3 protein-coding genes are annotated in these 2,672 nt (G+C 74.4%); all 3 read left to right on the top strand.

From position 1 onward, the window contains the following. Positions 1–1,486, top strand: a 1,486-nt coding sequence (locus GL263_RS24785) for an outer membrane protein assembly factor BamB (protein ID WP_182857974.1), incomplete at its 5' end; no start/stop codon positions are given. A 205-nt stretch (positions 1,487–1,691) separates the two neighbouring features. After that, positions 1,692–2,132 (top strand): hypothetical protein, encoded by a 441-nt coding sequence (locus tag GL263_RS24780; RefSeq protein WP_182857973.1) that lies wholly within the window; start codon positions 1,692–1,694, stop codon positions 2,130–2,132. A 74-nt stretch (positions 2,133–2,206) separates the two neighbouring features. Further along, positions 2,207–2,635 (top strand): pyridoxamine 5'-phosphate oxidase family protein, encoded by a 429-nt coding sequence (locus GL263_RS24775; RefSeq protein ID WP_182857972.1) that lies wholly within the window; start codon positions 2,207–2,209, stop codon positions 2,633–2,635. Positions 2,636–2,672: the final 37 nt, after the last annotated feature.

Below are 2,672 nucleotides of genomic sequence, written 5' to 3'. Positions count from 1 at the left end.
GCCCTTCCCCTCCGGCGGTCCCGCCGTCTCCGGCGGGCCGTCCCCGCTCGGCGCCCCGCCGGGCGACGACCGGGTGCGGCTGGCCGGCGCCCAACTGCCCATCGGGCCCGGGCCGAGACGGTCCGACGGGCGGCAGGTCGCCGTGCGTCCCGCGGGCTGGCTGCGGGCGCCCGAGCCGTCCGCCGGGCGGGCCCTGCTGCCCGCCGTACCGCCGGCGCCCGCGGGACCCCCCGGCGGTCCGGCGGCCCGCGGCGTGAACGGCGGACCCGGGGGCTCGGCGCACGTCACGGCGCCGAGCGGCGGCCGGACGCCCGGCGGCCCCGCCGTCAGCGAACCGCCGCCGCACGTGCCGGGCCGCCCCGAGCGCTGGCGCCCCTGGCGCTTCCGGATGACAAACGACCTGTGGGGCACCCCGGTTGTCGTGGACGACCTGCTCTACGTCACCTCCTTCGAGGTGCACGCCCTGGACGTGGCCAGCGGCAAACGCCGCTTCAAGACCAGCGAGGTGGCGTGGTCGATGGCCGTCTCCAGCGGCCGCGTGCACGCCTCGGACGGGCCCAGCCTGTTCGCGCTCGGCGCCAAGGACGGCGCCGAGCGGTGGAAGCTCGCCGTCGACGGCTGGGTCTACTCCCTCCAGGCCGAGCGCGGCACGGTCCTCACCGGCACCCGGGGCGGCGGCGTCCAGGCGTGGGAGTCGGCCACCGGCGACCTGCTGTGGACCATCGCGGGCGCCCAGACCGACTTCGAGACGCCCGACGCCGGCCCGCTGCTGCACGACGGCACCGCCTACGTCTGGGCCGACGGCCAGCTGTACGCGCTGGACGCCCGCACCGGCGTCGAGCGCTGGCGCCACCCCGTCGGCGACAGCGCCGCCGTCGGCGGCACCCCCGTGCGGGTGCGCCCCGCGGAGGACGGCGCCGTCTACGTCTGCGCCGGCTCCCGCGTGCTCGGTCTCGACGGCAACTCGGGCGCCGAGCGGTGGCGTTTCGACTCGCCGGCCGCCTTCCTCAGCCCGCCCGCGTTCGCGCCGGGGCCCGCCATCGCCGGCGGCGGCGTGTACGTCGCCGACTACCTCGGTACGGTCTACGCGCTCGACGCCACCAACGGCTACGACCGCTGGCGGGTGCCCACCGAGGCCCGCAGCTCCATCGAACCGGTGGTGGTCGCCGACGGCATGGTGCACGTCACCAGCGGCAACGCGCTCTACACCATCGACGCCGTGCCCGGCTCCGCCCGCTACCGCTTCGGCGCCGGCGCGGAGATCGTCGGCCGCCCGGTGTCGGTCGACGGACGGGTGCACTTCGGCTCGGCGGACAACTGCCTCTACACCCTGGACGCCGTCGCCGGCACGCTGCGCTGGAAGTTGGAGACCGGCGGCGAGATCACCGGTACGCCACTGGTCGTCGGCGGTGTGCTCTACGCCTCCAGCAAGGACCGCTGCGTCTACGCGCTGGACGCCGCGAAGGGCACCGGTCAGCACGGCTGACGCCGGCGGGCCCGCCTCCCGGCCCTGCCCGCCTGCCGCCTGCCGCCGCCCGGACACCGTTCCGCGCGGCGGCGGACGACGTTCCGGCAACTACGCCGTGAGCAGCGGAAACCAGCCACGAAGACGGGAACCGGTCGTACGCCGGTGACGTCTCCGACTCGGCAAGCACTTGCTGTGCACGTGTCAAGCCGTGGAGGAAAGAGCAATGAGGAGTCAGCTCAAGCTGGCCGCCGTCGTCGGTGTGGTCATCCTGGCGCTGAGCGGTTTCACCCCGGCCAAGCGGGGCGGAACCGACGGCGGCGACGGGGGAGGCTGCGGCCGGGACTCCAGCAGCGGCACCAGCGGCGGCTCGTCCTCAGGCGGCACCACGGGCGGCAGCGCCGACAAGCCCAAGCCGACCGCGAACATCGTGCGCTGCGCCGGCGTCGCCGACCCCACGGCCGACGTCCAGGTCAGCGCGCCCAGCTCCCGGTCCGGCAGCTGGACCGTCACCGTCCGCTTCATGGACGACTCCGGGATCGTCGTCTCCACCGGCAGTGAGCGCGTCTCCCTGGAAGCCGGACAGTCCCGCAACATCACCGTCCGCATGACCGACCCCGCGCGACTGGACGAGGTCGCCAACTGCGGCCTGGAACCGGTCAACTGACCCGAACGGGAATGCCGGCGGCCGCACCTGCGCTGTAACACATGGACCAGTACGTCGAGTTCAGGAGCGTAGCCATGCCGCCGCTGTCCCGTGAAGAGCGCGAGCAGTTTCTCACCGAGCCGCACATCGGAGCCCTCGCCGTGGAGGCCGGAGCGGACAGAGGCCCCCTGGTGATCCCCGTCTGGTACGACTACGAGCCCGGCGGGGAGCTGTGGATCGTCACCGAGGCCGACTCCCGCAAGGCCAGGCTCATCAGCGAGGCGGGCCGCTTCTCCCTGATGGCCGAGCGGCTGGAGCCGAGCGTCCGCTACGTCTCCGTCGAGGGCCCGGTGAGTGAGATCCGCCCCGCCACCGAGGCCGAGGACACCGCCATGGCCGAGCGCTACCTCGGCGAAGAGGGCGCCGCCGAGTACCTCAAGACCCGCGGCCCCCAGTTCGGCGAACTGGTGACCGTCCGGATGCGGCCGAAGCGGTGGAACTCCTCGGACCTCGGCTCGATCTGAGCCGAACTCCTCCCGGAGGGACGGCACAGAGCCCGGC

This window comes from Streptomyces durbertensis, from assembly GCF_014156695.1.
Lineage (GTDB): Bacteria > Actinomycetota > Actinomycetes > Streptomycetales > Streptomycetaceae > Streptomyces > Streptomyces durbertensis.
The sequence above is the reverse complement of the archived record's forward strand: the minus strand, read 5'-3'. Positions and strand labels throughout refer to the sequence as shown.